This window comes from Nocardia sp. NPDC102475, assembly GCF_055584605.1.
Genome location: NZ_JBVJLS010000003.1, coordinates 462,878 through 489,190, shown reverse-complemented (window position 1 = coordinate 489,190; position 26,313 = coordinate 462,878). Strand labels below are relative to the sequence as shown.

Sequence of the window (26,313 nt, the reverse complement as noted above, 5' to 3'; positions counted from 1 at the left end):
TCTCTTGTGTTGTGGATCAGGACAATTCGGCGATCGCGTCCGTGATGACGGCCGCGACCCGGTCCGGATGGGTCTGCATCACCAGGTGCGGTCCGTCGATCTCGACGACCGCCCGCAGCGCGGCCCGCCGATAGCCGTAACGCTCGACATCCGGATTGATGGTGCGGTCGGCGCTGGACACAATCCCCCAGGCGGGCTTGGTCTTCCAGGCCGCGGCGGTGGCGGGCTCACCGAATGCGGTTGCCGACAGCGGCCGCTGCGACACCGCGAGCACCCGCGCCGTCGCCGCATCGACACCGGCCGCGAAAATGGCTGGGAATGCATCGATTTCGACGGATACATCGGTTCCGGTCGTTTCGCCGTCGACCGGGTACGAGGTGTAGACCAGATGTGCCGCCAGCTCGGAATCCGGGAACCGGCCCTGCAATTGGCCGAGGCTCTCGCCCTCCTCCAACGCATAGCCGGAGACATAGACGAGACCGACGACATTCTCGGCGACACCGGCGACTGTGATGACCGCGCCTCCGTAGGAATGCCCGGCCAGCAAGACCGGGCCATCGATCTGTTCGACGACCGACCGGATGTAAGCGGCGTCGCCGGACAGGCTGCGGTTGAACACCGGCGGCGCCACCACTCGGTGGCCATGGTCGAGCAGCCGCCGGGTGACCGGCGACCAACTCGACGCATCGGCGAAGGCGCCGTGCACGAGTACAACGGTCGGGGTTGACGCGGGGGACATCGCGGTCCTTTCTCGATATGACGCTGTGTCCAGAGCAGTTTCCGCTGCTTCCTGCCCCCGCGCCCCCCTTCACCGGCCGGAAATACCCCCGATCAGGACACGGCCGCCGCGAACTCGCTGTCGATGGTCGATCCGGTCGTTCGGAACCGCTGCTGATACTTGCGCGGCGAAATGCCGAGCCGCGCTACGAACGCCCGCCGCAGTGCCTCGCTACTGCCGTATCCGGCGGCCATCGCCGCCTCGGTCACGCTGCGTCCAGCGTGCAACATATCCCGAGCCACACCGAACCGAATGAACGCGACGTACTCCGCGGGCGACCGTTCGAGCTCCGTGCGGAACAGCCGGGTCAGGTGCCGGACGCTGACCCGCGCGTGCGCGGCGAGGCTTTGCACGGTATGCGGATACGAGGGATCCGCGCAGATCAGATCCACGACCCCGCGCAACAGCGGACTGCGTGGCGCGGGCCCGCTCAGTGATGCCGAGAACTGCGACTGTCCACCGGCACGCTGCATGTACACCACCAGTGACTGTGCCACCCGTCGGGCGACATCGGCACCATGATCCTCCTCGACCAGCGCCAGCGCGAGATCCACACCGGCCGCGACACCGGCCGAACTGTAGAGATTGCCGTCGCGCACGAAAATCGCATCCGGTTCCACCATTACCGACGGAAACCGGCGTGCTAGGTCGGCGGTGAATTTCCAATGTGTCGTCGCCCGCCTGCCGTCGAGCAGTCCGAGTTGGGCCAGAACGAACGCGCCGCTGCAGATCGACGCCATCCGCCGGGTATGCCACGACAGCTGCCGCGCCGCCGCTGAAACGTCGGGGGTCGCGAACTTTTCCACGGGCAGCTCGCTGCCCGGAATCACGACCGTATCGAAGTGACCCGCATCGGCCGCGGCACAGCTCACCTGTATGCGCGCACCGATCGAGGTGTGCACGTCCTTGCCGTCGGCCGAAACGAGTACCACCTCATAACCGGCCACCGACTGGTTCGCCTCGACGAATACCTCTGCGGGACCGACGAAATCGAGCATCTTGACGCCGTCGAAAACCAGCACACCCACCCGCTTGCGGGCCGTACCACCGAATCTTGGGGACATGTCAACCAGTATTATGGAGGCGTACCTCCAGAACAAGTGAGGTGCTCGACATCACGACCAGGTTGGTACGGTGAGCGCATGGGACGGCCACGACAGTTCGATGAATCGAACCTGCTCGACGCCGCGACGGAACTGTTCTGGTCGAAGGGTTTCGACGAAACATCGGTGGAGGACGTATCCCGCGCGACCGGTGTCGGGAACGGCAGCATCTACGCCGCCTACGGCAATAAACGCGGCCTGTTCCTCACCGCTTTCGAGCGCTACTGCGAACGCCGCGCTCGCTTCGTCCGCGAGGTCGTCACATCCGCGTCCGGCTCACCGCGCGCCGCCGTCCGCGCTCTCTTCGCGGCGGTCATCGCCGACTGCGCCGCCCACCCCGACCGCCGCGGCTGCCTCATGATCAACAGCATCGCCGAACTCGGCACCCGCATCCCCGAAGTCGCCACCATCAGCGCCCGCACAACCACCGCCATGGAAGAAGGCGTAGCCGACCGCCTGCGAACCGCCCGGCCCGAAGCCGGCCCCGCCACCCTCTCGGCCCTCAGTGCCCACATAATTGTCATCTCCCAGGGCCTGATTCAACTGAGCCGCTTGGGAATCCCCACCCCCCGCCTCCAGGAAATCGCCGAGGTATCAAGCGCCGCCCTACCATCCCCTTGGGTCGACCACTTAGTTCATTGATATCCGCTGCGCGGCTACCGCGTGCACGCTGTCGGTCAGGGGCCTGGTGCAAACAAGAAAGGCCCCCTTGAAAGGGGGCCTGACCTGGGGAAACGATGGTGCGCGATACTGGGATTGAACCAGTGACCTCTTCCGTGTCAGGGAAGCGCTCTCCCGCTGAGCTAATCGCGCGAGGTGGAGACGGGAATCGAACCCGTGTGCACGGCTTTGCAGGCCGTTGCCTCACCACTCGGCCACTCCACCGTGCGAAGGGGGAAGGCTTTACTATTGCCTGGCCCTACTCCTCGAGCGGATGACGGGATTCGAACCCGCGACCCTCACCTTGGCAAGGTGATGCGCTACCAGCTGCGCTACATCCGCATTTGCATCTCCGGGGGCTTGCGGCCCTCCGTGGTGCGAGACAGAACATTAGCCGACATTCGGCGCAACCTACAAATCCGCTGGTAGAAGGGCCTGAAGTTGAATTACACAGATGTTGTTCGCGCGGTTGGGTAGGGCGCATCCCGGGGGTGAGCGCTCGGATGGCGAAGCCCGCGAAGCCTGATGGGCGATCCCGCGGCTATACATGTGCACGGCCCCTCCGGACTTACTGCGCCACTTTGCAATTCACGACCCCACAGCAATGCCGGCCGCAAGGCTCGACGGCCGATCGCCCGTGTCGGGGTGGCGATTTGGTGGGACGCCGGTAGTGCGTGCTAAGGTTCCATCTCGTTCGAACGGCTGCTCTGCCACCGCTCGAACGCCAAGTTCGGTCCCATAGCTCAGCGGGAGAGCGTCCGCCTCACACGCGGAAGGTCGCTGGTTCGAAACCAGCTGGGACCACTCTTAAATCGGTGGTCAGCGAGTTTTTGGGCGATTTTTCGCCATCCGTTGGCTGCGACCAGCACGCCGAGTTCGCAATTGCGATCCTGGATTTTTGCGCGGAAATCCCCGGTTGGGGTGCGGCCAAGTCGGTCACGGAGTTCATGATCGGCAAGGAGAAGGAGCCGATCCTCGGGGCTCGCGCGATCATGAAGATGAACCATGAGAACGACGGGTTCGACTGTCCCGGCTGCGCGTGGCCCGATTCGATCAAAGGCATCCACCTCGACATTTGTGAGAACGGGATCAAGCACGTCACCTGGGAGATGACGCACAAGCGGGTGGGCCGGGGATCGCGGAGTTCACGAACGCGGTCGCCTTGCTGGTCGAACATTCCCAGCCCAGGATCCGCCCCGCGTAGGCATCGATCACGAACGCCGTATAGACGAACGATCCCCGTCGCCAACCGGACATTAGGTGAAGTCCGCGACGAGCAGCAGGTTCGGTGCCGACACCCGGAACTGGCGATCCACCAAGTCCGGTGCCCGCGACGCGGCCGGGTCCGCTTCGGTGGTGCGGATCTTCTTGCGCCGCACCACACCTCGCCAGCGGTTGGCATGCATCAGCCGCTCGATCGTGCACCGGGCCACCGGGATGCCCTGGCGTTGCAGATGCGCCCAGGTCTTCTCGGCCCCATACAGCGATTCCGGTGCCCCGTCGGCCAGTGGCGTCGCGTTCGTAGATACCGGCCAGGATCTCGGTCACCGCTGTGTCCCACAGGGTTCGCTTCGACGGCGGCCGCGACAGCCACGCATAAAACGTTCTCGGGGCGATCTTGCACCCGTGCGCGGTCAGCGCACACGACAGATCGGAGCGACCCCGAACCGAGCCCGGTGCTCGGCGATGAACGCACAGATCACCCGCGTCGCGGGTCGCCCTCCCGCACGAAGAAACTCGTTGCGGCCTCGAGGATTTCGATCGTCTGCTCCAGCTCGGTGATCTTGCGTTTCTGCTCCTGGATCACCCGCGCCGACTCGGTCGAGATGGGCTCGGCCTCACCCGCGTCGACCGCGCCCTGGCGGATCCGCTTGCGCAGGGTCTCCGCGGTCATGCCCAGCCGGGCCGAGACCGCCTTGATCGCGGCCCACTCACTGTCGTAGTCGTCGCGGTGATCGACAACCAGCCGCACAGCCTTGGCCTTGGTCGCTTCGTCATACTTCGATGGCATGGTCTGCCCATCCTCCTCAACTAAGGAGGTGAGCACCAAACCCGGCGGGGTTCATGGTGGAGTTCTGCTCGGTATGAGGCGAGTACTTGCGGTTGGGCTTGTTGTAGGTCGTTGGGCTGGCGTTCGAGCGGTTCGCGCCGGTCCGGTCATTTCCGTCATATCGGGGTCAGTCCGCCTTCGCGGGTTGGTGGTGGTTGGCCACCACGGGTGAGCATGTTGGCCATGAGTCCTGGCTCGAGCGGGACAATCTGATCGCGTTGGATTTCGATCCGGATGTGGTTGGTGTTGCGTCTCAACCGTTTTGGCTGCACTGGACCGATGGCGTCCGGGACAGGAGGCACGCACCGGATTACTTCGTGCGGATGCGTGATGGCGCGGGCTTGGTGGTGGATGTCCGGGCTGACGATCGGATCGAACCTGATGACGCGGCGGCATTCGCGGCCACCGAACGGGCCTGTGATCGGGTCGGGTGGGGTTACCGGTGCGTCGGTGCACTGGATCCGGTGCTGGCGGCGAATCTTCGATGGCTGGCCGGATATCGGAATCCGCGGTGCCTGCGCCCGGGTTTGGTTCGCGGCAATCCTCTTGGCGCTGAAGATCTTCAAGGTATAGCGCTGTAGATTCTTCTCGTAGCTGTCCAGGGTGTTCTGCTTCAGTCGGTTCTGCTTCACCTTCATCTGAAGGCTGTCCAGCGAAGCTCGCGCGCAGTACCCCGGCGGCAGATCGCCCACCTGGCGAGCGTCGGCGAGAGTGCTGGTGCTTGTGGTGTGCCGGGCGGCGTTCAGCTCGTCACGGCGGGCTTCGGCGGCTTGGCGGGTGCCCGGCTCACGGCCGTTTCGCTTTTATTGACTATTGCAATTCGCTTTGTAATTTCTATTTCAATCCTCGCGTCGGCGAATCGCGTGCAACTACATTATTGTTAACACCATTTCGGCAATGTTCCACGATCGTTGCTACGAAAGTCGTCGAAATATTATCCCACCGTCCGGTGTCACCATGGTGTTGTTTATATCAACCCCCGGGTGCTGTATCGAGCACATCAAGGGGTGTGGTTTCCGCCCGGATTCGCCAATAAAGTTCATGGCATGCGCCTGGCATAGTCCGGCGTCTAGCTCATTTGCTCCGCAAATCTGGATAGGAGAAGCTCCATGGTTATTCAACGTTGCAGCAACTGCACCGCAATGGCGCGTGTGCCCGAGCAAGTCGTTTTCGGCAGACGTGGGGTCGCGAGATGAATCGTTCGTTGATCGTCGCTCGAATACTTCCGCACGCTACTTCCCGCGTTGCCGAGATCTTCGCTGATTCCGACGCGACAGATCTGCCGGAGATCGCGGGCGTTGCCCGGCGAGAACTCTACGTTCTGGGTGATCTCTATGTGCACTTGCTGGAGACTGCGGACCCCGGCGCGGCCGCAATCGGTACGGCTCAGCAGCATCCGGAGTTCGCGCGCGTGAGCTCCCGGCTGGGTGAATTCATTTCACCCTACCTCGCGACATGGCAATCCCCGGCGGATGCGCGCGCCCATATGTTCTACAGCTGGACACCGCAAACCGGTCCCGTCCTGGAAATTCCGAACCGATCGGCGTCGGATGTCGACACAAAATGTAATGAGGAGAAGTAAGTGCACGAAACATTCACCATTGAAACCCTCCGCGCGATCCTGGAGAAGCACGTCGGGGTCGATATCGGCCCGCACGAGTTGCAGTCAGCAGAAAGTTCGACAATGGCAGAACTCGGCGTAGATTCGCTTGCCGTCTTCGAGATCCAGAGTGTTGTGGAACGCGACTTCGACGTCAGGTTGCCCGCTCAGCTACTCAATATGACCGGTGGCGAATTGGTCCGGTACGTCGAGCGCGCAGTGAACGTGGAGGTCGCGTGATGTCCGGCCACACAGAAAACACGATCCACATCGACGCACCCCTCGACGTGGTATGGAACTCGACCAACGACGTGCGAGGCTGGCCGGACCTGTTCTCCGAATACGCCGCCGTCGACGTTCTCGCACAGCACGGCGACACCGTTCGATTCCGGCTCACGATGCACCCGGACGAGGCGGGGCGAGTATGGAGCTGGGTCAGCGAGCGAACCGTTGATCCGATCAACCGAACCGTTCACGCACATCGCGTGGAGACCGGACCGTTCGAGTACATGCGCATCCGCTGGCACTATGCCGAGTCTGGAGCGGGAACCCGAATGACCTGGGTCCAGGACTTTCACATGCGACCGGATGCACCGCTCGACGACGCTGGCATGACCGACCGAATCAACACCAACAGCGTGGTCCAGATGCGGCTCATCAAGGAAAAGGTCGAACGGCGCCACACCCTGGCACCCGACGCCCAAGCCACATCGCCGCATCACTTATCGAGCAGCATTCGACCCTGCCGCGTCGATGCTTGCGACCTTCCCGCTGATCGCCGCCGGGGCGGTGAAATCAGGACTGTGCTGAGCCCGAAAACCGTCGGCAGCAAGTCCGGGTTTACCGGCGTTGCCACGTTGGAGGCGGGTGAGCGCATCGCCGAGCACTACCACCCGTATTCGGAGGAGTTTCTGTTTTGCGTACAGGGGGACCTCACCGTCGACCTCGACGGTGCGGAGTGGTCGGTGACAGCGGGGCAGGGACTGTTCATCCCGATCGGTGTCCGGCACCGGTTGCGCAATACCGGGACCGAGACCGCGAGCGTCGTCTTCCATCTCGGACCACTCGCCCCACGACCCGAACTCGGCCACGTGGACACGGAACCGTCGCAGAGTGCCGCCGTGACGGCGGAGAGAGCGCGATGACCCGAGTCGCCGTCACGGGGATCGGGGTCGTCGCTCCGGGCGGAATCGGACGCAGGTCGTTCTGGGACTGTTTGTCGTCCGGGCGAACAGCGACCCGTCGCATCAGTTCTTTTGATCCGACGGGGTTCCGCTCCCAGGTGGCGGCGGAATGCGATTTCGATCCGCAGGCATACGGGCTGTCGCCCAGGCAGGCGCGCCGCAGTGATCGGATGACTCAGTTCGCGCTCGTTGCCGCCCGCGAGGCGATGCAGGACAGTGGTCTGGAGTTGTCCGACGCCGCGCGTGACGTGTTCGGGGTGTCGTTGGGCTCGGCGGTCGGAGCGACCATCACCCTGGAGAACGAGTACGTCATCGCCAGTGACGGTGGCCGGGAATGGCTGGTCGACGAGGGCTCCACGCTGCCCCACATGTATCAGGCCCTCATCCCCAGCAGCATGGCCGCCGAGGTTTCGGCGTTGTACGAGTTGCACGGTCCGGCAGCGGTCATCTCGACGGGCTGCACATCCGGGATCGACTCGATCGGTTACGGACTTCACATGATCGAAGACGGTGACGCCGACTTCGTTCTTGCCGGCGCATCGGACGCGCCTATCTCACCGATCTCCGTCGCCGCGTTCGACGCGATCCGGGCGACCACCGATGACAACGACGATCCCGCGCACGCGTCCCGCCCCTTCGATATGACGCGGGCCGGATTCGTGCTCGGGGAAGGTGCGGCGGTGCTGGTGTTGGAGAAGCTCGAACACGCCCTGGATCGGGGTGCCCACATCTATTGCGAGATCGGAGGGTATGCCTCGCGCTGCAACGGCTACCACATGACCGGACTCCGCCCGGACGGGCTCGAGATGAGCATTGCCATCAGGGCCGCGATGGACCAAGCCCGGCTCAATGCCGACGCGATCGGGTACATCAGCGCCCACGGCTCGGGCACTAAGCAAAATGACCGCCATGAAACGGCCGCCTTCAAGAAGGCGCTCGGTGCAGCCGCGTACGAGGTGCCGATCAGCTCGATCAAGTCGATGGTCGGGCATTCGCTCGGGGCGATCGGCTCTATCGAAATGGCGGCCTGCGCGTTGGCGATCGACACCGGCGTGATACCGCCGACCGCCAACTGGAGTAACCGAGACCCTGAGTGCGACCTGGACTATGTCCCGAACATCGCGCGCAACGCCACCGTCGATACGGCGTTGTCGGTCGGCAGTGGGTTCGGCGGTTTCCAGTCCGCGATGGTCTTCACACGTCCGGAGGAATTGCGATGACCCGCCGAGCGGTGATCACCGGGATCGGCGTTGTCGCCCCGAGCGGCACGTCGGCGAGCGAGCACTGGAAGACCGTCGTGGCAGGTGAGAATCGGATCGCACCGATCACCCACTTCGACGCCTCCGGGTATTCGACCACGCTGGCCGGAGAGGTCCGCGACTTCGTGCCGGAACAGCACCTGGACCGCCGTTTGATCGTGCAGACCGACCGGTGGACGTGGATGTCGATGGCGGCAACAGCGCAGGCCTTGGCGGATGCGGAGCTCGATCCGTCCAGCCTGGATCCGTACCGGATGTCGGTCGCGTTGGCGAGTTCGTCGGGTGGAAATCATTTCGGCCAGCGGGAGCTGCAGCGGCTGTGGTCAGGAGAGAAACGCACCGTCGGTACCTATCAATCGATCGCTTGGTTCTATGCGGCAAGCGTTGGGCAAACGTCGATTCTGCATCAGATGAAAGGTCCGTCGAGCGTGCTCGTCTCCGAAGCAGCGGGCGGCCTGGACAGCCTCGGATACGCAGTTCGCGCGATCCGTCGCGGAGCCGACGTCGTCCTGGCCGGCGGCACCGAGGCGCCACTGGGCCCCTACGCGCTTGCGTGCTTGCAGCGCAGCGGATGGCTGAGCCGGCGCAAGGACCCCGCACGCGGATATCTCCCCTTCGATGCCGATGCCGCCGGATATGTCCCCGCCGAAGGCGGTGCCATCTTCGTTGTGGAAGAAGAGCAGCACGCACTGCGGCGCGGCGCACCGTACGTGTACGCGGAGGTCGCAGGGTATGCCGCCAACCACGACGGACGTACCTCCCACCCCTGCGGCGACGTGACCGGCGAGCAGCCATCGACTTACCTTGCCGCCGCATTACGAGGAGCACTGCATCGTGCGCAGACCTCGCCGGGGCAGACAGATGTCCTGTTCGCCGACTCGGCCGGCGTGCCATCTGCCGACCGGGCCGAAGCCAACGCGATCCGCACCGTCTTCCCCGACGGGGTACCGGTCACCGGTCAGAAGGGACTGCTGGGCAGAGCCGCCCACGGCAGTTCCGCGCTCGACGTGGCAACCGCCGTGCTGGCAATGCGGGAGCAAACCCTGCCCGCGTTCGGGGCGGTGGTCAACCCGGCCCCGGGATGCGAACTCGATTTCATCGCTGCTCCGCAACGAGCGGCCGTCCATGTCGCCGCCGTCGCCGCACGCGGATACGACGGCTTCAACAGTGCATTGATTCTGCGCCGACCCGAAGGAGTCCAATAGTGAACGACAACGAGAACACCGGCGCCAGCCGGCGCGGATGCGCTGCTGTGCGCGAGCGCGAACATCCGACAACCGACAACCCCACAGCCGTGCAGCAGGCGCAGCTGAACCTGCGGCTGACCGGCAAGACCGCGATCGTGACCGGCGGCACCCGCGGCATCGGCCTGGGCATCGTCCGCGCGTTGGCCGCGCAAGGCGCGCAAGTGACAGCGATCGGCAGCAAACCCAGCCCCGCCGCCGCCGACCTCGCACGCGAACTGGACAAGGCCACTGCACCCGGCCGCGTGTGCTTCGCGAACGTCGCAGACCCCGCGGAAGTCGCCGCCATCGTCGAGATTGCCCCGGCCACCGTCGACATCGTCGTCAACAACGCAGGGGTCGTGTCGAATACGCCACTGCTGAAGATGGATCCGGCTGAATGGCACCGCATCGTCGACACCAATTTGACCGGGATGTACCTGATGGTGCGGGCGCTGCTGCCTCGCCTCGGCGAGTCCGCGTCGATCATCAACATCTCCTCCGCCGTCGCGAATGTCGGAATGCCCAACCGAACGCACTACACCGCGTCCAAAGCCGGCGTGCACGGCCTGACTCGCTCGCTGTGCAAGGAATTGGGGCCACAGGGCATCCGCGTCAACACCGTCGCCCCGGGAATCATCGAAACCGACCAGCTCATCGGTCTGGCCGAACCTCAGAAACAGCGCTACGCAGCCCTGGCGGCCCTCGGCCGGCTCGGCCGCCCCGGCGACGTCGCCGGCGCCGTGCTGTTCCTCGCCAGCGAACTCGCACAGTTCGTCAACGGCATCTGCCTCAACGTCGACGGGGGAATCTGACGATGACCGCCTTACGAGCCACCATCACCATGACTGTCGCCAGACGCGACGCTACCCGCCTGCTCGAGGGTCTGCGACCGGTGTTCACCTTGGCCGCACAGTCCCCGGGTTTCCTCCAGCAGCACATCACCCGAGCCGTATCCGCGGAACCGGACGTGTGCACTTTCGTCGTCACCAGCGACTGGGCGGACGAGGGCTGCTTCCATGCCTTCGAACGCAGCCGCAAACAGGACGCTGCCACGGCTGCGTTGCGTGCCGTCCGCACCAGCAGCGACATGCAACTGAGCACGGTGAACGTAGCGGCCCGTACCGGCCAGGTGATCGCATGACCGCGCGAGTGATGGTCCGAGCCCGCATACGGGCGGGGGAGGAAGCAGCATTCGAAGCCGCATATGCGCAGGTCACTGCACAGGTGGCGGGTACGCCGGGCCATATTCGTGACGAACTGCTGCGGCCGTGCGCCGACGACGACCACTACATCCTGCTGTCGGAATGGACCGACGAAGAGGCGTTCCTCGCCTGGGAAGACGCCCCGATCCACCGGCAGACCACCACCCCCATGCGCCCGTACTGGGCGGGGCGAGTTCGCCGCGACATCCACATCGTCGCGCACTCCAGCACCGCACACACCCCCGCGCCCACGAACACCGCCGCGCCGGCGCAGGAAGGAGAACTCCCGTGACCGCGAACGCCCCACCACCCGACACGCCCGTCGAATCCGCCGACCTGGACTCATCCGACCCCCGCCCATCGACCTTCACCGTGCGGGTCATCCTCGGCCGCACACTGCAGTGGTTTCTCGAAGGCTTCTGCATTTACGGGCTCTCGCTGCACGGCTACAGCATCGAGCAGGTCCTGGCCGCCGACCACAGCACCCGGTCGCGTCGTCCTTTTGAGCACGGTCCCGGTGGAACGCCATGACGAGTTCCTCGCCGCCTACGACAACATCCCCCACTCATCGCACCAGTGACCCGACCCTGAATGGAGAAAAAGTGAGCATCACACGCAACGACAACGATTCCTGGGACATCAAGACGAGCGTCGGCGCCACGGCGCTGTTCGTCGCGGCAGCTCGCGGCCTGGCAGCTCGGCACCCGCAGGCCCTGGCCGTCGACGAGTTCGCCGAAGTGTTCTGTCGCGCCGCAGGCGACGAATGGGCCGAGCTGTTCACCGCCGACCCGGAACTGACGAAGCAACATCCGTTGCGCTCGGCCGACTTCGGAGCGCTGTTTCAAGCTTTCCAAGCCGGACGCACCCGGTACTTCGACGACTATCTGCGCTCCGCCACCGAGGCGGGTGTGCGTCAAGTCGTCGTCCTCGCCGCCGGACTCGACTCCCGCGCGTACCGCCTGCCCTGGCGGGACGGCACGGTCATCTACGAACTCGACCGCCAGCCAGTACTCGAATTCAAACGCGCCGTGCTCGACGACGTCGGCGCGACGACTACCGCCGAACGTCACGAAGTCGCCGTCGATCTGCGCGACGACTGGGCAACTGCCCTGCGCGACAACGGCTTCGACCCATCGCTACCGACGGCATGGCTGGTCGAAGGTCTCGTCATTTACCTCACCCCCGCCGCCCAAGATCAACTGTTCGGCACCCTGAACGCACTGTCGGCCCCCGGCAGCTGGCTGGGCATCGAGGAAATGGGCACGATCGATTCCGGCGTCTACTCCACCATGACCACGCCGTCCACCGATCCGGACAGCTACGACCACGGTGAGGGCGCACGCTGGGCCGGGCTCATCTACAACGATCGCAAAACCCAAGCGCTGCAATGGTTCACACCGCAGGGTTGGACCGGTGCCGCTATCGGCCTGGTCGACTACCTGCAATCCGTAGACCGTGCCGTCCCCGGCGGCGGTGCGCCGGTGGGGCACTTCAACCCGTCCCTGATGAGCCTCGCGACCATGCGGAAGCCGACGTCGACCAACGCTCAGCTGTGACCGAAACAATTTGGGGTACAGCATTTTCAACGATGGGAGGGCCATAGATGGTGTGGCAGTTGAGTCGTACTGTCACCAAGAGGGCCGGAGCCGCTTCGTCGACCAGCCGGCAGGTCGACACGGTACAACCGTCGATTCGCGATTCGGAGGCTCGCGACGTCTGCCAGGCCGTCGCGAGCGCGCCGGTATCCCAACGGCGTTCGACGCCGCCGGATCACAAACGCTGGATCGCGCTCGTCGTCGTCCTCGTCGCGGGGTTCATGGACCTGCTCGACACCACCATCGTCAACGTCGCGGTACCGAGCATCCAACGCGACCTTCAGGCGCAGTATGCGCAGCTCGAATGGATCGTCGCAGGATATGTGCTGGCGTTCGCCATAGTCCTCATCACCAGTGGCAGGCTCGGCGATATATACGGCCGCCGCCGGTTGTTCCTGACCGGAGTCGCAGGGTTCACCATCGCGTCAGCGCTGTGCGGCATCGCCGGTAGTCCAGGCATGCTCATCGTCTCGCGGTTTCTACAGGGAGGCACCGCCGGACTGATGGTGCCGCAGATCCTCGCGATCATCCACGTCACCTTCCCGCCCAACGAGCGGGGAAGGGTGTTCGGCATCTTCGGTGCCATCGTCGGATCGGCGGCGATCGTCGGGCCGACCGTCGGTGGTGTCCTCGTCGACTGGAATGTGTTCGGCCTCGACTGGCGGCCGATCTTTCTGGTCAATGTCCCGGTCGGTATCGCAGCCATCGCTGCGGCCCGGTTCGTCATGCGCGAATCGAAGTCCGCGACCGCTCCGAAGCTCGACCTAGTCGGCGCCGGGCTCGTCACGGCCGCGATCGCGATGCTGGTCTACCCGCTGACGGAAGGCCGTCGATTCGGTTGGCCGGCGTGGACGTTCGCGATGATGGCCGGTGCGGTCGCAGTGCTCGCGGTCCTTGTGGTCTACGAACACCGACGCGCCCGGACGACCGGTTCACCGCTGGTCGTTCTCGAATTGTTTCGGGCGCGATCGTTCACGATCGGCAGCGTGCTCTGGCTGATCTTCTGGATCGCGCTCGGCGGATTCTTCCTCGTCTGGACGCTATACATGCAGCTCGGCCTCGGCTGGTCGCCACTGCGGGCCGGTCTGACCTCCGGCGCTTTCGCCGTCGGCGCTGCCGCGGCGGCAGGTATATCCGTGCAGGTGCTCGTACCCCGGTACGGGCGGCGAGTGCTGATGGCGGGAGCACTGCTCAACGCGACGGGCTTCGCCAGCTGTGTGTGGGCCGCCGGGCGGTACGGCCCGGCGATCACATCGTGGCAGTTGATTGCACCGCTTGCCATTTCGGGACTCGGCTTCGGCCTGATCGTCTCACCGACCATCGACTTCGTGCTGGCTGTGGTCCCCAAAGACGATGCGGGTTCGGCGTCCGGCCTGCTGAACACCGCCCAGCAACTCGGCGTCGCGTTCGGCGTCGCGCTCGCCGGGGTAATCTTCTTCACCCAGCTCGACAGCGGTTCCGATCGCGGCGTCGATACGGTCATACCCCGTGTCCGCACCGAACTCGCCGTGGCGGGCCTGGACGAGCAGGCGCAGGCGCGGATCATCTCCGGCTTCCGAATTTGTATGCAGGACAGATCGGCCAGCACCAACCCCACCGAGACGCCCATAAGCTGCCGGGGCATCCAGGCGCAGGCCACCGAGCCCGGAAGACCTGATCGGGTAGCCGAAATCCTCAGCGAAGCAGGCGAGAAGGCCAACGCGGAGAATTTCTCCCGCGCGTTCGGGCGCACGCTGTGGTGGGCCGTAGGAATTCTCGCTGCCGTCTTTGTGGGATTGCTCGCGGTCCCTCGACACGCAGGACAGCACGGTCCGAATCGGCCCGGGTTCGATGCGCACGGGACTTCCTCGTCTAGTTAGAAGCGGGCATCCACGACATCGAGAAACTCGGTGATCTCGTCATCGAAGTCGGTGTCGCTACGGAGGTACTCAACGCTGAGTAGTGTCATGTCCTGGCCGACCTTGGTTGGTGTGGTGAAGTCGGCCATGAATTGATCGAAGTCCACCAAGTCGTCAGTACAGCGCGCCACCGCTCGTAGGTAGTAGGACAACGCGATTGGCGCGCCCACCGCACGCAGCATGCCGTCGCATTGCTCGAGCCGCTCACGCCCCAGGTTGTAGATCAGCTGTCCGAAGCCACCGTTTTTCACCTGGTAGTCGAAGTCAGCTGCTAGGACGGTGAGATAAACCAGATCGCGTGTCGATTCATCGAGATCCTCGGCATTGTCGATGAGTTGCGCTGCCCGCTTGCCCAGATCTTGCAGTCGTTCGTTGTACACGCTCACCCCAGACAGCCTAGAGACGCGAGGACCCGCCAGCGGAACAGCGTCTTCGGATCATCCGGGCCGAGCACGCGTTTGCTGGTGGCGAGAATCTGCTCGTAGCAGTCGACAGAGCGATCGTGCCGTCCCAGCTGTTGGTAGATCGCGGCCAGATTGTGCAGGCTGGTGAAGGTGTCCGGGTGATCGGATCCCAGGGTGTCCGTGCGTATGGCGAGGACGCGTTCGTGCAGAGCCACCGCCTCCGGGATGCGACCGGTCTTGTGGTAGGCGTGAGCGAGGTTGTTGCATACGACGAGGGTCTCGTTGCGTTTTGGACCGAACTTTCGTTCGTAGTGCGCGAGCAGATGCTCGCACTGGTCAGCTGCCTTGTCGAACAGTTCGAATTGGGCGTAGAGGTGCGACAGGATCCGGCGCACGGGAATGGTGTCGTCGTGCCCGGGGACGCGCAGTCGCTCATGGTCGTCGAGGACGTGCTCGAACAGCGGTAGCGCGTCGTGCGCGTGGCCGGATTGCCATGAACTCCAGCCGAGCTGGAATTTGGCTTCGATGGTGTCGTCGTGGTCGGGACCGAGCTCTCGCTCGCAAACGACCAGATCGTAGGCCAGCAAGGGAATCTCGGAGGCGTATCGTTTGGTCGCCCGTGGGATTGATGTGATCTCGTAGCAGGTAGTTGTACGAGTCGACGGTGAGGTGTGAGAGCGGTTTGCCTTGGCGGGACACGCGCGTCGTGATGACTTTCTTCGCGTACTGGCCGAACAGGACAGCGGTTTGGTCAGCGGCGGTAGCAGCAGCGGCTCGCTCGGCGGGGGAAGTCCATACGTCGAGATCGATGAGCTTGCGCTCCTCCGAGGTCCAATCCTCCGCGCGTCCCTTCGTGTCGAAGGTGTTGGGCGCATTGTGGAGCTGCAGATCGGGTCCGAGGTACGACGCTTGCCATCGTCCTGATGGAAGCTCCCGGATCCGGCCGAAGGCGCGGCGCGCGGCCCGCGGCTTGGGCTTCTTGGGCGGCGATGGCATTGGCCCGCCCTGAGTTCTGGCGTGCAATATACGTGCAATATCGCAGCCCATTCCTGCATACTTTTGCGGTCGGATGCAACTCGGGTGCGAGTGGAATCACCTGGTAGAGGCTACTTCAGTGCAGATTGAGGCGCTATTGGCGATCGCTCTGTCGCTGGTTCGAAACCAGCTGGGACCACCCACTGGACAAGGTCGGTGCACTGCGAGTGCCCGGCCTTCTTTCTTTTCGGCGCAGTGTCCGCCGCATCTCCTATCGACCCCACTCGGGATTCCGCTCGTCATGCTGTGACTTGGGTCACATTTTGATAGCAGTTGGCCCCATTTGCAACATAAGCCTTTCCATGTGCTTTGCGAAGTCTTTACTATTGCGCCTGACCTTCGCGTCATGGGTCACCAGCTTCACGAAGCTGCTCCATGCAGAGCAGCTGTAGCACCCAGCGTTCTCAGAAAGCTTCGCCCGCCGCTCGCTTTCGATGCCAGTACATGTTCGACCGATGAACCGATCGGCTCCACGCCGTTTCGGCGAAGGAGAATAATGTCCACCGACACCGATCCTGTACCACGGACGTCGCCGCTTCGCGCAAGTCTTCCAGTGAGTCTCGCCGCCGTCGGCCGCCATGACCTACCCGCCTCGGTCGTGGTTTTCCTTGTCGCACTACCACTTTCGCTCGGCATCGCGGTCGCCTCCGGCGCCCCGGTCGCCGCCGGCCTCATCGCCGCTGTCGTCGGCGGTGTCGTCGCCGGGCTACTAGGTGGCTCGGCCGTCCAGGTCAGCGGGCCGACGGCCAGTCTTACCGTTGTCGTCGCCGAGAGCGTCCACCAATTCGGTTGGGCCGCCACCTGTTTCATCACCATCGGCGCGGGCCTATTGCAGATTCTGTTCGGGCTCAGTCGCGTTGCGCGCGGCGCGCTCGCCATCGCACCGGTGGTGGTCCATGCGATGCTCGCCGGTATCGGCGTGATCATCGCCCTGCAGCAGGTTCATATTCTGCTCGGCGGCAACTCGCTGAGTTCGTCGTTCGCCAGCCTCACCCAGCTGCCCCATCAGTTGATGTCGGTGCATCGCGGCGATCTGTTCGTCGGTCTGGTGGTGATCGTCATCCTGATCGGCTGGAAGTTCCTGCCGCTCTCGATCCGCGTCGTGCCAGGGCCGCTCGTCGCCGTGGTCGTCGCGACGATCCTGTCGCTGATACTGCCGACCCATGTCGAGCGTGTCGTGCTGAACGGGTCGCTGCTCGATTCCATCGGTTTGCCCGCGATCCCTTCCGGCAGTTGGTTCGCCGTCGCGATGGCCATGGTGACGGTCGCGCTGATCGCCAGTGTGGAGAGCCTGCTCTCGGCGGTCGCGGTGGACAAGTCGCGTCCCGACCATCGAACCAATTTCGATCGCGAGCTGATCGGGCAGGGCTCGGCCAATGTGGTGTCGGGTCTGCTCGGTGGTCTGCCGATCGCGGCCGTGATCGTCCGCAGCATCACCAATGCCCATGCTGGGGCGCGAACCAGGGCCGCGACGGTGCTGCACGGTGTGTGGATCCTGCTGTTCGCGGTCGCGCTGGCCGGGTTGGTGCAGCAGATTCCGAAGGCGGCACTCGCGGGGCTGCTCATCCTCATCGGCGTGCAACTGGTGAAGCTGGCCCATATCCGGTTGGCTCGGCGCAACGGCGATCTGTTCGTCTACGTGGCCACGGTACTGGGCGTGGTGTTCCTGAACCTGTTGCAAGGCATGGTGATCGGGCTCGTACTCGCCTTCGGCCTGCTGCTGTGGCGGGTGGTGCGGGTGAGCATTCATGCCGAACCGGTGGCCGATACCCGCCGCTGGCTGATCACCATCGATGGCACCTGCACCTTCCTCGCGCTGCCCAAGCTGACCGCGGAACTGGCGAAGGTCCCCGCCGAGGTGGACGTGACCATCGAGATGACGGTCGACTTCCTCGACCACGCCTCCTATGAGCTGATCGCCGACTGGGCCGGTCTGCGTGAGACCACTGGTGGCACAGTCGATTTCGTGGAAATCGGCAGCGCGCGGATGGCGACCGCGGTGGCGGGCCCGCCGGAACGTGGGCGCTCGCGTCAGGTCATCGATGAGGTCATCGGGCCGTGGCGGCGGACGGGTAATCGGGAGGATCCGATCGCCGCGGGTATCGCCGCCTATCATCGCGGCCACGCCCATCTGATGCGTCCTCATCTCCACGGCTTGCGCAACCGGCCCGACGCCGACACCTTCTTCCTGACCTGTGCCGATGCCCGCATCGTGCCGAATGTCATCACCAATAGCGGGCCCGGGGATCTGTTCACTGTCCGCAACGTGGGCAATCTGGTCCCGTCCGGGGGCAGCGATGTCTCGGTGGAAGCCGCGCTGGTCTATGCGCTGGAGAAGCTGGACGTGCGGGCGGTGGTGGTCTGCGGGCATTCCGGTTGCGGGGCGATGGACGCACTGCACCGAGAGGTTCGCACGGGGCCGGGGCTGGGCGACTGGCTCGCGTACGCGCGGCCCAGCCTGGACCGGTTCCGGCTCGGACATCCGGTCGCCGATGCCGCCGCATTCGCCGGATTCGGCCCGGTCGACCAGCTCGGCATGGTGAATGTGGCACTGCAACTGGAGCGGTTGCACGCCCATCCCGTGGTCCGTCGCGGGGTGGAGGAGCGGGGAGTGGCGGTATCCGGACTGTTCTTCGATCTCGCGACCGCCCGGGTCATCGAGGTCACCATGGACGGCATTGCCGAGTTCGACGACGAGCTGACGGTCGAAGCATTCGATGAGTTGGCCGATGTGCGCGGCGTGGCTGCCGAGCCCGCCTAGTCGCCGAGTGTCGGGCCGAATGATGCGGCCCGACAGGCGAACTCGGCACGGATGTGTTGCGTTTCACACCGATCCGGAGGTATGGATTCGGGCATTTTGCGGCAACTCTCAGGCTTTGCTAAGTCTTTACTAATAGCCTTGATGCGATTTACATCTCGGCCCATCGCTGTGTCGGGAACTGCTCCACCGCGAGATGCCGGTTCGCGGTCTGTGCCCTGCTGGACATTTTGATCGTCAACCGACCTCGGCGTTCGCGCCGAGTCGGCGAAGGAGAAGTCAATGGCTATTGATAGCGCTGTAGCCGCACCACCGTTACCGCCTACTGAACAGGGCGAGGGCCATCGCAGTTCCGTACCTCTGTCCGATCGATTGACATCGATCCTGCGCCACGATCTGCCGTCCTCTATCGTGGTCTTCCTGGTCGCGTTGCCGCTGTCCCTCGGCATCGCCGTCGCCTCCGGCGCGCCCGTCGCCGCCGGACTCATCGCCGCGGTCATCGGTGGCCTCGTCGCGGGTACGCTCGGCGGTTCGATACTGCAGGTCAGTGGGCCCGCCGCGGGTCTGACCGTTGTCGTCGCCGAGTCCATCAACCAATTCGGTTGGCGGACAACCACGTTCATTGTCGTCGCAGCCGGTGTGCTGCAAATCCTATTCGGGCTCAGCCGGATTGCGCGGGCCGCGTTGGCCGTCGCGCCGGTGGTGGTGCACGCGATGCTCGCGGGCATCGGCGTAACCATTGCGCTGCAACAGGTTCACGTGCTGCTCGGTGGGTCCTCGCACAGTTCCGCCTGGAACAACATCACCCAGTTGCCGTCGCAGCTGTTGTCGCTGCACGGCGACGACGCGATCATCGGCGCGGTGGTCATCGCGATCATGCTCGGCTGGCGCCGAGTGCCCGCCAAGGTGCGGGTGGTGCCGGGACCGCTGGTGGCGGTCTTGGTCGGCACGGTGTTGTCGCTGGTGCTGCCCTTCGAGGCCGAGCGAATCGTGTTGAACGGCTCGCTGTTCGACGCAATCGGCCTACCCCAGATCCCCAGTGGTAACTGGTCCGCGGTGGCGCTGATGATTCTGACCATCGCGCTTATCGCCAGCGTCGAGAGTCTGCTATCGGCGGTGGCCGTGGACAAGATGCACACCGGTAAGCGCACCAATTTCGACCGCGAGCTGATCGGTCAGGGCTCGGCAAATGTGCTCTCGGGTCTACTAGGCGGCCTGCCGGTCACCGGCGTGATCGTGCGCAGTGCCACCAACGTGCAGGCGGGTGCGCGCAGCCGCGCCTCGGCCGTGCTGCACGGCTGCTGGATTCTGCTGTTCTCGGTCGTCCTGGCCGGGGTGGTGCAGCAGATCCCGAAGTCCGCGCTCGCTGGTCTGTTGATCGTCATCGGTATCCAGCTGGTGAAGCTGGCCCACATCAAGATGGCCAGGCGCACCGGCGATCTGCTCATCTATGCCGTCACCATCCTCGGCGTGGTCTTCTTGAATCTGCTGGAAGGCGTAATCATCGGTCTGGCACTGGCCTTCGGGCTGCTGCTGTGGCGCGTCGTTCGAGTTGCCGTGGCGGCCGAGCAGATTCCCGGTTCACAGCGCTGGCTGCTCACCATTGATGGTTCCTGCACCTTCCTCGCGCTGCCGAAGCTGTCCGCGGAATTCGCGAAAGTGCCCGCAGGCGTGGACGTCACCGTCGAGATGACGGTCGACTTCCTCGACCATGCCGCCTTCGAAGCCATCGAGGACTGGGTGCGGCAGCAGGAAAGCGCCGGCGGTGCAGTCGATTTCGTGGAAATCGGCAGTGCGCGGATGGCGCACGCGACCGCGGGTCCGCCCGCCCGCGGATTCGGGCGCGCGGTGCTCGACGAGATCCTCGGCCCGTGGCGCGGCGACGACGCGAATGCCGACCGGGTGACCTCGGGTGTCGCCGCCTACCACCGCAGCCACGCCCACGTCGTGCGGCCGCACCTGGACGAACTGCGTGACCGTCAGGATCCCGACACCTTCTTCCTGACCTGCGCGGACTCCCGAGTTGTTCCGAACATCATCACCAACAGCGGTCCCGGTGACATGTTCACGGTGCGCAATGTGGGCAATCTGGTGCCGGACAGCGGCGACGCGTCGGTCGAGGCCGCGCTGGTCTTCGCGCTCAACGAGCTGAATGTCCGGTCCATCGTGGTGTGCGGGCATTCGTCGTGCGGTGCCATGAAGGCGCTTCATTCCGGCACCGATGACGGACCGGGGATCGGGCCGTGGCTCGCGCATGCGCATCCGAGCCTGGAGCAGTTCCGGCTCGGGCACCCGGTGGCGCAGGCGGCCGCGGCCGTCGGCTTCGGTGAGGTCGACCAGTTGAGCATGGTCAATGTGGCCGTGCAGTTGGAAACGCTGCACCGGCATCCCACGGTGCGTGCGGCGGTGGCCGAGCGTGGCGTGACGGTGTCGGGGCTGTTCTTCGATATCGCCAGCGCGCGCGTCATCGAGGTGACCGTGAACGGCCTCGCCCATATCGACGACACCGGCGCGCGGGTCACGCCGGAACTCGTCTGAGCCGATGACAGCTGGACCCGCCCGAACTCGCTCGGGCGGGTCCACGCATGTCGCTCGTAGGCTGATGGAGATGAGTGTCGAGTTGGAATCCGAACCCACGCGCACCGGATGGCGCGCCTTCCGCGCCCGGCTGGCCGCGCGGCCTACGCTGAACCTCGCCTACCGGATCGGGGTCGCGGTGGTCGGCATCGCGGTGCTGGTCGTCGGAATCCTGGCGATTCCCTATCCCGGCCCCGGCTGGGCGATCGTATTCGCCGGACTTGGCATTCTCGCCACCGAATTCGCATGGGCGCGGCGGGCGCTCGGCTGGCTGCGTGACAAGTACCGGCAGGGTATGGCGTGGTACTCCGCGCGGGGCCCGGCCATGCGGGTGTTCGCGGCGGTGGCGACCTTCGCGCTGGTCCTCGCGACGCTATGGGTATTGGGAACATTCGGGTTGGTCGGCGGCTGGATCGGAGTCGAATGGCAGTGGTTGCACAGTCCCCTGGAACGGTGAATACGGTCCCCGGCCGCACCCTGACCGAACCGGACTGGCTGTCGGCACGCATCGCGGAAATGGGCCGCTCCTGGGGCACCGCCGAACCGCGCGTCTCCGGCACGCTCTGGTGGTGCATGGTCGCATCGGCACTGGTCGAACAACTCGCATGCGCCTACGCGAACGAGGAACCCGCGCCGGAGCCGTTCCTGGACCGCCTCGACTGCGAGGTCCGCCCGGACGGCGGCATAGAACGAGTCCATATCCACCCCGACGCAGGTGTGGGCGCAGGGCATGGTGCCGACGGTGGCAGCGGTGCACCGCACCAGTCCGACGCCGCGCTCGGCCATGCCTGCGCGAAGGCGTTGCGGGAGACCTTGGCGGCCGTGATCGGCCCCGTAGCGTTGGTCTCCGGTGCGGGAGTGCCGTCACTCTGGGCGATTGCCGCCGATGCCATCGGGAACCGGGCACTCGACGCGGGGAAACCCGGGGCCGGGACGCGGCTCGCAGGCGAGGTCGGTGGGAAGCTGCCGGTACCGCGGTTCGTGGACGTCGACGGGCGGACCTTTGTCCGCCGGATCTCGTGCTGCCTGGTCTTCGAGGTGCCCGGCTGCGAAATGTGCACCAGTTGCCCGAAGCGGCCCGCCGCTGAACGCAAGGCGCTCCTGGCCCGGCTCGCCGCCGAAAGCTGATCGCCCGCAAGGTATTCGGCGTCCACGCGGCGTACCTGAACATCCGAGATGGGCTGTGCGCGCACTTTCCCGGCATGGGCGTGGAGCGAAACTGTTCGCGCGAACATGGCGGAAATCGCCGGATCGCCCGAGCAGAGCACACTCAGCGCAATCCGTCGAACCCGGCGCCGGTTCCGAACGAGGCGGGTCCGCGGCGCCGGCGGGCGCACCGCATCGAACCGGCGACAGTCCCATGACGGAACCGATTGCGGGATGTCACGTTCTGGTCTCGCGCAACGGCGCCGGTCGGCCCGCGACGCGGCGATCCGAGTCCATCGACGCGGGGCCGCCAGGGTGCCGATAGCATGGTCGCGCCGGAGCAATTCGCCTCCGACGATGACCTGTGGGCAACCGCCCGCACCAGCGCGGGAACACGCCCGCCAGCGAACGCCAAGGAGTCTCTCGCCGTGACCACCTCAGCACCTATCAGCCCTGTCGCCCTCGTTCGGGTGCCGGCCGGGACGACGGCGGGTGCCGCGGTGCGCGAGGCGGGGCTGCCGACGAAGGGGCCGGACACCATAGTCGTGGTCCGCGATGCGGAGGGGCTCAAGGATCTGTCCTGGACCCCGGACACCGATGTCGAGGTCGAGCCGGTCGCCGCCGATACCGAGGACGGCCGCAGCGTTATCCGGCATTCGGCAGCGCATGTGCTGGCCCAGGCCGTGCAGCAGGAATTCCCGGAGGCCAAGCTCGGCATCGGCCCGCCCATCAAGGACGGCTTCTACTACGACTTCCAGGTCGACCGGCCGTTCACCCCCGAGGATCTGGCCAAGCTGGAATCCCGGATGAAGAAGATCGTCAAAGGCGCGCAGCGGTTTTCGCGCCGAGTGGTCGAGGTCGATGACGCGCGCGTCGAACTGGCCAAGGAGCCGTTCAAGCTCGAGCTGATCAGCGATAAGTCCGGCATCGACGATCCGGAGGTCATGGAGGTCGGCGGCAAAGAGCTGACCATCTACGACAACCTGGACCCGCGCACCGGCGAAAAGGTCTGGGGCGATCTGTGCCGTGGTCCGCATATTCCGACCACCAAATTCATCCCCGCCTTCAAGCTGACCCGTAGTTCCGCCGCCTACTGGCGCGGCGACCAGAACCGCGAGGATCTGCAGCGCATCTACGGCACCGCCTGGGAATCGCAGGAGGCCCTCGACGAGCATCTGCACCTGCTCGAAGAGGCCGAGCGCCGCGACCACCGCAAACTCGGGCTGGAGCTGGATCTGTTCAGCTTCCCGGACGAACTCGGCTCCGGTCTGCCGGTGTTCCACCCCAAGGGCGGCATCATCCGCAAGGAACTCGAGGAGTACTCACGCCGCCGCCACGTCGCCGCGGGCTATGAGTTCGTCAATACGCCGCACATCACCAAGGGACATCTGTTCGAGGTCTCCGGTCACCTGGACTGGTACAAGGACGGCATGTTCCCGGCCATGCACCTGGACGCCGAACTCAACGAGGACGGCACCGTCCGCAAGCCCGGCCAGGACTACTACGTCAAGCCGATGAACTGCCCGATGCACAACCTGATCTTCCGCTCGCGCGGCCGGTCCTATCGGGAGCTGCCGCTGCGGATGTTCGAATTCGGCTCGGTCTACCGCTACGAGAAGTCCGGTGTCGTGCACGGCCTGACCAGGGTGCGCGGCATGACCCAGGACGATGCGCACATCTACTGCACCAAGGAGCAGATGCACGCCGAGCTGACCAGCACGCTGCAATTCGTGCTCGGGCTGCTCGCCGACTACGGCCTCGACGACTTCTACCTCGAGCTTTCCACCAAGGATCCGAAGAAGTTCGTCGGCTCGGAGGAGATGTGGGAGGAGGCCACCGAGACTTTGCGCAAGGTGGCCACCGACTCCGGACTGGAGCTGGTGCCGGATCCGGGCGGCGCCGCCTTCTACGGTCCGAAGATCTCCGTACAGGCCAAGGATGCGCTCGGGCGCACCTGGCAGATGTCGACCATCCAGCTCGACTTCAACCTGCCCGAGCGCTTCAACCTGGAATACACCGCCTCCGACGGCACCAAGCAGCGGCCGGTGATGATCCACCGCGCACTGTTCGGTTCCATCGAACGCTTCTTCGGCGTGCTCACCGAACATTACGCCGGCGCCTTCCCGGCATGGCTCTCGCCGGTCCAGGTCGTCGGCATCCCGGTCGCGGAAGCTTTTGCGCCGCATCTGGATTCGGTCATCGAGCAGCTGCAGGACGCGGGTATCCGCGCGCAGGTCGATCGCAGTGACGACCGGATGCAGAAGAAGATCTTCAACAACACCGCGCAGAAGATCCCGTTCATGCTGCTCGCCGGTGAGCGCGATGTGAACGCGGGCGCGGTCAGCTTCCGCTTCCGCGACGGCACCCAGGTCAACGGCGTGCCGGTCGCCGCCGCGGTGGCCACGATCGTGGAATGGATCGCGAACCGGGAGAACGCCTCGCCGACCGCCGAGGGTTTTGTGGTGAAGGGCCCGGTATGAGCAGTCAGGGCCCGGAGGAGGCAGCGGGCGTAACCACGGAGGGCCCCCGCACATACCAGATCGGACAGAGCATGACTGAGCGCACGGTGCCGGACGGGCTCGTGGATTTGAACGCGGACTCGGACGAACAGGGGAGCATCGTGGATACCGGTGCCGGTGAGCCGGATCGGCTGCAGCGGCTGTGGACTCCGTATCGGATGTCCTATATCGCCGATGCCGCCACCGCCGATCCGAAAGACACCACGGGCCATCCGTTTACGGATATTCCGAAGATGTCGGATGAGGACGGTCTGGTCATCGCCCGTGGCGAGCACGTCTACGCGGTACTGAATCTGTATCCGTACAACCCGGGGCACATGATGGTGGTGCCCTACCGCAAGGTGGCCAACCTCGAGGATCTGACGCTCGAGGAGAGCGCCGAACTGATGTCGTTCACCCAGCAGGCGATTCGGGTGATGAAGCGGGTCTCGCGGCCGCACGGTTTCAATGTCGGCCTGAATCTCGGTGGGGTGGCAGGTGGTTCACTTGCCGACCACCTGCATCAGCACATCGTGCCGCGCTGGGGCGGAGACGCCAACTTCATCACCATCGTCGGCGGTGTGAAGGTCATGCCGCAGTTGCTGCGGGAAACTCGGGCGCTGCTTTCGGCGGCGTGGAAGGAAGTCGAGTAGGGTGCTCAGCTTCTTCGGCCGCGAGACGTTCTCCAAAGCGACTGCGCCGCTGGGCAGAGCGCTCGTCAGTACCGGACTCACCCCCGACGCGGTGACGGTGATCGGTACCGTCGCCTCGATCACGGCCGCGGTCACCTTGTTCCCCACCGGACATCTGTTCTGGGGAACCATGGTGATCTGGCTGTTCGTCATGTTCGACATGCTCGATGGCGCCATGGCGAGAGCGCGCGGTGGCGGCACGAGATATGGTGCGGTGCTCGATGCCACGTGCGACCGCGTCGCCGACGGCGCCATTTTCGCCGGGTTGGCCTGGTGGGCGGTGTATCACGAGAACAGTAGGCCGCTGTTCTTCGCAACCCTGGTGGTTCTGATTACCTCCCAGGTTATTTCGTACGCGAAGGCGCGCGCCGAGGCCAGTGGCCTATCCGCGGATGGTGGACTCATCGAGCGGCCGGATCGGCTGATCATTGTGTTGGTCGGCGCCGGATTCACCGGAATCGGCGGGTATTGGGGGATCGAATGGCTGACCTGGGCCGTGCATGTGGCGATGTGGATTCTGGCGGTGTTGAGCATTGTCACGGTGTTCCAGCGGGTGCTGGCGGTCCGGAATTCGCCGGGCGCGCGGGACGTGATTCCGCCCGCGCCGCCGCAGAATCCGGCGGACGCGACGGAGTTGCCCTCGTGAGC

The 26,313-nt window shown here is 64.9% G+C and carries 24 protein-coding genes, 4 tRNA genes and 2 pseudogenes; 21 read left to right on the top strand and 9 right to left on the bottom strand.

The genetic code is table 11. From position 1 onward, the window contains the following. Window positions 1-16: 16 nt before the first annotated feature. Both ACZ60G_RS08000 and ACZ60G_RS07995 read right to left on the bottom strand, forming a co-directional pair. A complete protein-coding gene (locus tag ACZ60G_RS08000; RefSeq protein ID WP_465808284.1) occupies window positions 17-739 on the bottom strand; it encodes an alpha/beta fold hydrolase in 723 nt (240 codons plus the stop codon). 92 nt (window positions 740-831) lie between these two features. Continuing rightward, the gene (locus ACZ60G_RS07995) at window positions 832-1,842 is read right to left on the bottom strand and encodes a GlxA family transcriptional regulator (protein WP_465808282.1); all 1,011 of its coding nucleotides are present in this window, start codon (window positions 1,840-1,842) and stop codon (window positions 832-834) included. A 78-nt stretch (window positions 1,843-1,920) separates the two neighbouring features. Between ACZ60G_RS07995 and ACZ60G_RS07990 the strand changes: the two genes are divergently transcribed. Beyond that, window positions 1,921-2,523, top strand: a complete 603-nt coding sequence (locus ACZ60G_RS07990; protein ID WP_465808280.1) for a TetR/AcrR family transcriptional regulator — start codon at window positions 1,921-1,923, stop codon at window positions 2,521-2,523. Window positions 2,524-2,619: 96 nt separating this feature from the next. Here ACZ60G_RS07990 and ACZ60G_RS07985 read toward each other — a convergent pair. From ACZ60G_RS07985 to ACZ60G_RS07975, 3 genes are all read right to left on the bottom strand, one after another. After that, window positions 2,620-2,694: transfer RNA gene (locus ACZ60G_RS07985), tRNA-Val, on the bottom strand. Window position 2,695: 1 nt separating this feature from the next. Then, a tRNA-Cys gene (locus ACZ60G_RS07980) sits at window positions 2,696-2,766 on the bottom strand. A 44-nt stretch (window positions 2,767-2,810) separates the two neighbouring features. Then, window positions 2,811-2,883, bottom strand: a tRNA-Gly gene (locus ACZ60G_RS07975). Window positions 2,884-3,273: 390 nt separating this feature from the next. Between ACZ60G_RS07975 and ACZ60G_RS07970 the strand changes: the two genes are divergently transcribed. Then, a tRNA-Val gene (locus ACZ60G_RS07970) sits at window positions 3,274-3,345 on the top strand. 330 nt (window positions 3,346-3,675) lie between these two features. Here the strand turns inward: ACZ60G_RS07970 and ACZ60G_RS07965 are convergent. Continuing rightward, a pseudogene (locus ACZ60G_RS07965) lies at window positions 3,676-4,552 on the bottom strand (IS3 family transposase); the annotation flags it as partial. Window positions 4,553-4,668: 116 nt separating this feature from the next. On the opposite strand from ACZ60G_RS07965, the gene ACZ60G_RS07960 reads away from it, so the two are divergent. The 12 genes from ACZ60G_RS07960 (at window position 4,669) to ACZ60G_RS07905 (ending at window position 14,516) form a co-directional block, all read left to right on the top strand. Continuing rightward, entirely contained in the window at window positions 4,669-5,172 is a 504-nt protein-coding gene (locus tag ACZ60G_RS07960) for a TnsA-like heteromeric transposase endonuclease subunit (RefSeq protein WP_465808405.1), read from the top strand. Between the two features lie 611 nt (window positions 5,173-5,783). After that, entirely contained in the window at window positions 5,784-6,173 is a 390-nt protein-coding gene (locus ACZ60G_RS07955) for a TcmI family type II polyketide cyclase (protein ID WP_465808278.1), read from the top strand. Continuing rightward, a complete protein-coding gene (locus ACZ60G_RS07950) occupies window positions 6,174-6,431 on the top strand; it encodes an acyl carrier protein (protein ID WP_465808276.1) in 258 nt (85 codons plus the stop codon). Further along, complete coding sequence (locus tag ACZ60G_RS07945; RefSeq protein ID WP_465808274.1) at window positions 6,431-7,336, top strand: cupin domain-containing protein; 906 nt, start codon at window positions 6,431-6,433, stop codon at window positions 7,334-7,336. Before ACZ60G_RS07950 ends, ACZ60G_RS07945 begins: the two co-directional genes overlap by 1 nt. After that, window positions 7,333-8,595: a beta-ketoacyl-[acyl-carrier-protein] synthase family protein gene (locus tag ACZ60G_RS07940; protein WP_465808272.1), complete on the top strand. Its 1,263-nt coding sequence runs from the start codon at window positions 7,333-7,335 to the stop codon at window positions 8,593-8,595. The genes ACZ60G_RS07945 and ACZ60G_RS07940 overlap by 4 nt, the downstream gene beginning before the upstream one ends. Continuing rightward, the gene (locus tag ACZ60G_RS07935; protein ID WP_465808270.1) at window positions 8,592-9,839 is read left to right on the top strand and encodes a beta-ketoacyl synthase N-terminal-like domain-containing protein; all 1,248 of its coding nucleotides are present in this window, start codon (window positions 8,592-8,594) and stop codon (window positions 9,837-9,839) included. Before ACZ60G_RS07940 ends, ACZ60G_RS07935 begins: the two co-directional genes overlap by 4 nt. Next, window positions 9,839-10,672 carry an SDR family NAD(P)-dependent oxidoreductase gene (locus ACZ60G_RS07930; RefSeq protein WP_465808269.1) on the top strand — a complete coding sequence of 278 codons (834 nt, stop codon included), beginning with the start codon at window positions 9,839-9,841 and terminating at the stop codon, window positions 10,670-10,672. The genes ACZ60G_RS07935 and ACZ60G_RS07930 overlap by 1 nt, the downstream gene beginning before the upstream one ends. A 2-nt stretch (window positions 10,673-10,674) precedes the next feature. Continuing rightward, window positions 10,675-11,001 carry a hypothetical protein gene (locus ACZ60G_RS07925; RefSeq protein WP_465808267.1) on the top strand — a complete coding sequence of 109 codons (327 nt, stop codon included), beginning with the start codon at window positions 10,675-10,677 and terminating at the stop codon, window positions 10,999-11,001. Continuing rightward, window positions 10,998-11,354, top strand: coding sequence for an antibiotic biosynthesis monooxygenase family protein (locus ACZ60G_RS07920; protein WP_465808265.1), 357 nt, complete (start codon window positions 10,998-11,000; stop codon window positions 11,352-11,354). Before ACZ60G_RS07925 ends, ACZ60G_RS07920 begins: the two co-directional genes overlap by 4 nt. After that, window positions 11,351-11,593 carry a hypothetical protein gene (locus tag ACZ60G_RS07915; RefSeq protein WP_465808263.1) on the top strand — a complete coding sequence of 81 codons (243 nt, stop codon included), beginning with the start codon at window positions 11,351-11,353 and terminating at the stop codon, window positions 11,591-11,593. Before ACZ60G_RS07920 ends, ACZ60G_RS07915 begins: the two co-directional genes overlap by 4 nt. Window positions 11,594-11,670: 77 nt before the next feature. Further along, entirely contained in the window at window positions 11,671-12,618 is a 948-nt protein-coding gene (locus ACZ60G_RS07910; RefSeq protein ID WP_465808403.1) for a class I SAM-dependent methyltransferase, read from the top strand. A 59-nt stretch (window positions 12,619-12,677) separates the two neighbouring features. Beyond that, entirely contained in the window at window positions 12,678-14,516 is a 1,839-nt protein-coding gene (locus ACZ60G_RS07905) for an MFS transporter (protein WP_465808261.1), read from the top strand. On the opposite strand, the gene ACZ60G_RS07900 is transcribed toward ACZ60G_RS07905, so the two are convergent. From ACZ60G_RS07900 to ACZ60G_RS07890, 3 genes and pseudogenes are all read right to left on the bottom strand, one after another. Further along, window positions 14,513-14,941 carry a DMP19 family protein gene (locus tag ACZ60G_RS07900; protein WP_465808259.1) on the bottom strand — a complete coding sequence of 143 codons (429 nt, stop codon included), beginning with the start codon at window positions 14,939-14,941 and terminating at the stop codon, window positions 14,513-14,515. The two genes, ACZ60G_RS07905 and ACZ60G_RS07900, sit on opposite strands and share 4 nt — an antisense overlap. Beyond that, window positions 14,938-15,546 (bottom strand): tetratricopeptide repeat protein, encoded by a 609-nt coding sequence (locus ACZ60G_RS07895; protein WP_465808257.1) that lies wholly within the window; start codon window positions 15,544-15,546, stop codon window positions 14,938-14,940. The genes ACZ60G_RS07900 and ACZ60G_RS07895 overlap by 4 nt, the downstream gene beginning before the upstream one ends. 229 nt (window positions 15,547-15,775) lie before the next feature. Next, window positions 15,776-15,955 (bottom strand): annotated as a pseudogene (locus ACZ60G_RS07890) (site-specific integrase); the annotation flags it as partial. Between the two features lie 535 nt (window positions 15,956-16,490). On the opposite strand from ACZ60G_RS07890, the gene ACZ60G_RS07885 reads away from it, so the two are divergent. From ACZ60G_RS07885 to pgsA, 7 genes are all read left to right on the top strand, one after another. Beyond that, on the top strand, window positions 16,491-18,755 hold the full coding sequence (locus ACZ60G_RS07885) for a SulP family inorganic anion transporter (protein ID WP_465808255.1): 2,265 nt from the start codon (window positions 16,491-16,493) through the stop codon (window positions 18,753-18,755). A 279-nt stretch (window positions 18,756-19,034) separates the two neighbouring features. Beyond that, window positions 19,035-21,290 (top strand): solute carrier family 23 protein, encoded by a 2,256-nt coding sequence (locus tag ACZ60G_RS07880; protein ID WP_465808253.1) that lies wholly within the window; start codon window positions 19,035-19,037, stop codon window positions 21,288-21,290. A 70-nt stretch (window positions 21,291-21,360) separates the two neighbouring features. Further along, window positions 21,361-21,786: a TIGR02611 family protein gene (locus ACZ60G_RS07875; RefSeq protein WP_433526421.1), complete on the top strand. Its 426-nt coding sequence runs from the start codon at window positions 21,361-21,363 to the stop codon at window positions 21,784-21,786. After that, entirely contained in the window at window positions 21,753-22,457 is a 705-nt protein-coding gene (locus ACZ60G_RS07870) for a (2Fe-2S)-binding protein (RefSeq protein ID WP_465808251.1), read from the top strand. The genes ACZ60G_RS07875 and ACZ60G_RS07870 overlap by 34 nt, the downstream gene beginning before the upstream one ends. Window positions 22,458-22,903: 446 nt before the next feature. After that, window positions 22,904-24,955 carry a threonine--tRNA ligase gene (gene thrS, locus ACZ60G_RS07865; RefSeq protein WP_465808249.1) on the top strand — a complete coding sequence of 684 codons (2,052 nt, stop codon included), beginning with the start codon at window positions 22,904-22,906 and terminating at the stop codon, window positions 24,953-24,955. Between the two features lie 71 nt (window positions 24,956-25,026). Further along, window positions 25,027-25,626 carry an ATP adenylyltransferase gene (locus ACZ60G_RS07860; protein WP_465808247.1) on the top strand — a complete coding sequence of 200 codons (600 nt, stop codon included), beginning with the start codon at window positions 25,027-25,029 and terminating at the stop codon, window positions 25,624-25,626. A 1-nt stretch (window position 25,627) separates the two neighbouring features. Continuing rightward, complete coding sequence (pgsA, locus tag ACZ60G_RS07855) at window positions 25,628-26,311, top strand: phosphatidylinositol phosphate synthase (RefSeq protein WP_465808245.1); 684 nt, start codon at window positions 25,628-25,630, stop codon at window positions 26,309-26,311. Window positions 26,312-26,313: the final 2 nt, after the last annotated feature.